Origin of the sequence: Pseudomonas veronii (genome assembly GCF_001439695.1) — a bacterium.
Taxonomy (GTDB): Bacteria; Pseudomonadota; Gammaproteobacteria; order Pseudomonadales; family Pseudomonadaceae; genus Aquipseudomonas; species Aquipseudomonas veronii.
This window is the reverse complement of sequence record NZ_JYLL01000061.1, coordinates 1-4,740: the sequence shown is the minus strand read 5'-3', so window position 1 is coordinate 4,740 and position 4,740 is coordinate 1. Positions and strand designations below refer to the sequence as shown.

General features: G+C 54.7%; 3 protein-coding genes and 3 pseudogenes. 4 read left to right on the top strand and 2 right to left on the bottom strand.

Annotated features, from left to right (window positions below):
• Positions 1-139 precede the first annotated feature (139 nt).
• The 3 genes and pseudogenes from TU80_RS30860 to TU80_RS33640 all read left to right on the top strand — a co-directional run.
• Positions 140-331 (top strand): annotated as a pseudogene (locus TU80_RS30860) (transposase); the annotation flags it as partial.
• Between the two features lie 321 nt (positions 332-652).
• Entirely contained in the window at positions 653-1,162 is a 510-nt protein-coding gene (locus TU80_RS33270) for a recombinase family protein (RefSeq protein WP_200806984.1), read from the top strand.
• Positions 1,050-2,405, top strand: coding sequence for a recombinase family protein (locus TU80_RS33640; protein ID WP_318533471.1), 1,356 nt, complete (start codon positions 1,050-1,052; stop codon positions 2,403-2,405). The genes TU80_RS33270 and TU80_RS33640 overlap by 113 nt, the downstream gene beginning before the upstream one ends.
• Here the strand turns inward: TU80_RS33640 and TU80_RS30850 are convergent.
• Together TU80_RS30850 and TU80_RS30845 are read right to left on the bottom strand one after the other, a co-directional pair.
• Positions 2,316-3,026 (bottom strand): annotated as a pseudogene (locus tag TU80_RS30850) (reverse transcriptase N-terminal domain-containing protein); the annotation flags it as partial. The gene TU80_RS33640 and the pseudogene TU80_RS30850 sit on opposite strands and share 90 nt — an antisense overlap.
• Positions 3,027-3,081: 55 nt before the next feature.
• A pseudogene (locus tag TU80_RS30845) lies at positions 3,082-3,981 on the bottom strand (IS3 family transposase); the annotation flags it as partial.
• Positions 3,982-4,054: 73 nt separating this feature from the next.
• Between TU80_RS30845 and TU80_RS30840 the strand changes: the two are divergent.
• The coding region (locus TU80_RS30840) for an IS110 family RNA-guided transposase (protein ID WP_248843154.1) at positions 4,055-4,740 on the top strand (686 nt) is incomplete at its 3' end.

Below are 4,740 nucleotides of genomic sequence, written 5' to 3'. Positions count from 1 at the left end.
GACCAGTGCCAATTCGCTCATGATAATGGCCTCCAAAATAAAACACCCTAGAAAGCGTAGCCCTCGCAGGGTGTGGGGGTGACCATCTCATTACCGGACACCCATTTAGGCGAGAATGCTCGCCAGATCGAGGTGTCAGATGACCAAACAACGCCGCTCCTTTACTCCTGAATTCAAGCGCGAGGCTGCCGACCTTGTGCTCAAACAAAACTACAGCTACATCGAAGCCAGCCGTTCACTCGGCATTGGTGAGTCGGCATTGCGCCGCTGGGTTGACCAGATTCAGAAAGAACATAAAGGCGTCACCCCGCAGAGCAAGGCAACAACGCCGGCAACAACAGAGCAAACTCTCGGATAAAATGGGGGATGCGCATTGCCAGGGACAGTTTCGCCCCAAGGCATGCAGGATGCCCCGACGTCGAGATTGTTCTCGTCATTGAAGGCATTACCCCCTCTGATGGGAGACTTCAGTCATGAGTCGAAAGTCGCGTATCTGGCATATTCGTCTGGCTTTTGAGCCAAATCGGTTCTCTTGTGAACAGCTCGAGAGGGCCTACGAGCAGCTTAAGCCGACAGAATCGCGGGCTTCCTCAGAATTGTCGCCATCCCAGCCCTCTGGGACAAAGCATCGTGCTGCCAAGCGAGGTGAGCAATGAGCCAGACTGTGATGGTGGCGCTCTACGCCCGCGTGTCCTCTGACCAACAGGCTAAACGCGGCACGATTGAAAGCCAGATTGCCGCGTTGACAGAGCGGATCTTGGCCGATGGGGCCCACGTGGTTGAGGACATGCGCTTTGTCGACGCAGGCGTCAGCGGTGCGACGCTGATTCGCCCACAATTGGAACGGCTCAGAGACCGCGCTGCACTTGGTCTGGTGGAACGTCTCTATGTCCTGTCCCCAGACCGGCTGTCGCGAAAATATGCTCATCAGGCATTGCTGATGGAAGAGCTATTGGCGTGTGGCGTGCAGGTTGTGTTTCTCAATCATGCCATTGGCGTCACGCCGGAGGAGTCGTTGCTGCTGCAAATGCAGGGCATGATCGCGGAATATGAACGTGCCAAAATCATGGAGCGCAATCGTCGCGGCAGAGCTTCATGCGGCCAAACGCGGCAGCATCAATGTGCTTTCGACTGCGCCCTACGGTTATCGCTACATTCGTAAGCAACTTGATGGAGCACCCGCACAGTACGTCATCGAATTGCCACAAGCGGCGACGGTCAGAGCCATATTTCAGTGGATTGGGATGGAGCGACTGAGCATCGGCGAAGTGGTACGGCGCCTTGGGGCAACAGGCACCTTAACCGCCTCAGGTAAACCGTACTGGGATCGCAGTACCGTGTGGGGGATATTGCAAAATCCAGCCTACATGGGACGAGCTGCTTTTGGCAAAACACAGACGCGTGATCGTTTACCTCGGATACGCGCACAACGCCACAGTGCCGAGGTGCCCAGGAAGGGGTATTCAACCGTACGTACGGATCCAGGTCAGTGGGTCGAGATATCCGTACCGGCAATCGTCAGCGAAGGATTGTTTCAGTCTGTTCAAGAGCAGCTTGCCGAGAATCGCAAAGCACGTCAGCGCCGTCATGGTGCGGTCTACCTGCTTCAGGGCTTGACCGTTTGCGGCCATTGTCACTACGCCTATTACGGTAAAAAGGTCAGCAAGGCAGCGGCCAAAGGCCAACGCCGGGACTATGCCTATTATCGTTGCATTGGAACCGATGCCTACCGCTTTGGTGGCGAACGCGTCTGTGACAATCAGCAAATACGAACGGATCGTCTCGATGAACTGGTCTGGCAGCAGGTTGTTGAACTGCTCGCGCACCTTGGAAGGCTAAAGAATGAATATGAACGCCGGCTGGGTGTGCTCGAAGAAAAAGAACAAACAAATCCTGATACCGCAGCGCTGGAACGACAACGACTGCAGCTGGATAAAGGCAAGTCGCGGCTCATCGATAGTTATGCCGAGGGTATGATCGACAAAACGGACTTTGATCCGAAGATGCGGAACTTGAAGCGCCGCCTGGAACAGCTTGATCAGCAGATTCAGGACTCACGGCGTCATCAGGTGGGTCAGCGCGAGTTGTTTCTCGTCATTAATCGTCTCGAAGAGTTTGCCGCGGCTGTCCATGACCGATTGGGCACACTGGATTTCGTCACAAAACGCGAGATCATCCGCGGCCTGGTCAAACGCGTCGAAATTCACAAGGACGAGATTTTGGTGGTATTTCGGGTTGATCCGGATCCCGGGTTCAACGCCAGCGAGACGTCGACTGGCTCAGGCATCGGAGAGAAAAGTATGCAAGAACGTACGCGGCGTACTGATACCCCCTTGCGGTGTGCCGGATTCCGTAGGGAAGAGTTCGTGTCGATACACAAATCCCGCCTTGAGCCACTTCCTTAGCATCGTTTTGTCCGTGGGGACGTTGGCGATCATCCAGTCATGGCTGATATTGTCGAAACAGCCTTGAATATCGGCCTCCAGCACCCATTGCGCCTGTGTTTTCTTTGCCAGGCAGATGAAGCATTGCTCGCCTGCATCGGCGGTTGAGCGCTCCGGTCTGAACCCATAGGAGTTCAGATCAGCGGTGGTTTCGGCAATTGGTTCCAACGCCAGCAGATACAGCGCTTGCATGGCTCGGCATTTCATTGCCGGAATACCGAGGGGCCTTGTCTTACCGTTTTTCTTCGGAATTAACACTCTCCGAAGTGGAAGTGGCGAATAACCTCGCCGCTTCAACGACACTATCGCGTTGGCCTTTGCCACCGGCGTTTTCCATGTGACATTGTCCACGCCGGGAGTCTTTTTGCCTTTATTTTCAGTCACCCGTTTGACAGCCAGTGCTTTACCGCTAAACGAGTGAGTCAGCAGCCATTGCAGGGCTTTCACCTTGTTATGTCTGCTTTCCTGTGTTGCCTTCACAATACGTACTTGCAGCCTTCTTACCTGACGTTGGACATCGGCCCAATTGATGCCGTCCCACGTCACGCCAGAAGGTGCACGTGCCAGTGTCGCTGCACTCATTTGCTCTCCCTCCGTTTAGATGGTTCTGGAAGCTCTCTCGTGAAGAGTGTAGTGGTCAACTGATCCCGGACACGACGTTAAGTCTTTTTTCGGACTGGGCTGGTGGTAGCCCGTTGTTGAACTGATGTGGCCGAATCCAGTTGTAGCGATGCATCAAATAATGACTGATATCTCGCTGCGCTTCTTGGGCCGTCATGTAGCCAACGGTCGGTATCCACTCAGTTTTTAGACTCCGGAAAACACGCTCCATAGGCGAGTTATCGTAGCAATTACCTCGACGACTCATGCTCTGACGTATGCGATATCGCCAGAGCCGTTGGCGAAACTGTCGGCTGCCGTATTGCGAGCCCTGATCCGAGTGAAACAGCAGGCCCTGAGGCTTACCGCGTTGTTCATAGGCCATATCCAGCGCCTTGATCACCAGATCCGTATCCGGTTTGCTCGACAATGCCCAGCCCACTACTCGGCGCGCGAAGAGATCCATAACCACAGCCAGGTAATGCCATTTCCCTTGTGCCCAGATGTAAGTGATGTCGCCACACCACACCTGATTGGGCGCAGGAACATCGAACTCTCGATTCAAAATATTCGGAATATCTGGTCGCTCCACCGTCGCTTTTTTATAAGCATGCGAGCCCGGTTGCTTACTGATCAATCCCAGCTCCCGCATCAGGCCACGTACCTTGAACCGGCCAATCTGCTCGCCATCTTCCTGCATCATCGACACGATGCTGCGGCTGCCGGCAGCGCTTCGACTTTGCGTGAACAATTCGTTGACGCGACTGCGTAATCGAATCCGCTCAACATCTGGAGCGCGGCGTCGCAGGCAATGGTCGTAGTAGCAGGAGCGCGGTACTTCAAAGGCTTCGCACAGCAACTCAACTGACTCACGCGCACTTAGCTGATCAATTAGCGCATGCGCTCGTGTTCTTCCGACATCAAGAGCGCGGTAGCCTAATGAGATGGTCACCCCCACACCTTGAGAGAGCTAGGCTTTCCCAGGGGGTTACGTTTCGGAGGCCATCATCATGAGCGAGTTAGCAATGGTCGGGATTGATCTCGGCAAACACAGCTTTCATCTGCACGGTCAGGACAAGACAGGCCGGGGGGTGTTTCGTAAGAAACTCTCACGTCAGCAGATGATGCAGTTCTTCAGCAACCTTCCGGTATGTACCGTAGTGATGGAGGCCTGTGCTGGAGCGCATTTCGTTGCTCGCCAGTTGATGGTCATGGGGCATGAAGCCAAGCTGATTTCCCCTCAGTTCGTTCGCCCTTACGTCAAGGGTAACAAAAACGATTTTGTCGATGCCGAAGCCATCTGCGAAGCGGCATCACGTCCGTCCATGCGTTTCGTTTCGCCTAAGACCGAAGCCCAGCAGACGCTTTCGGTTTTGCATCGTCTACGAGAGCCACTGGTGCGAGACCGCACCAAAACCGTCAACCAGATGCATGGTTTCCTGTTGGAGTTCGGGATTAGCCTACCCAGAGGGTTGGCTATCATGAAGCGCATGCCGGTCATCCTGACTCAGCATGAGCTGCCCACTCGTCTCATGACACTCTTGGATCGTTTGCGCGAACACTTCAACTGTAAGCGTCCAGCCCGCCCACCTTCTCCTCGAGCACCCCTGCCCGCATCCTCTGTATTTTTCAGCAGGGGATTCACATGGAAACGATGCACGCGCGGCGCGAGTCCTGGGCCAGGCATGTCCAGGCC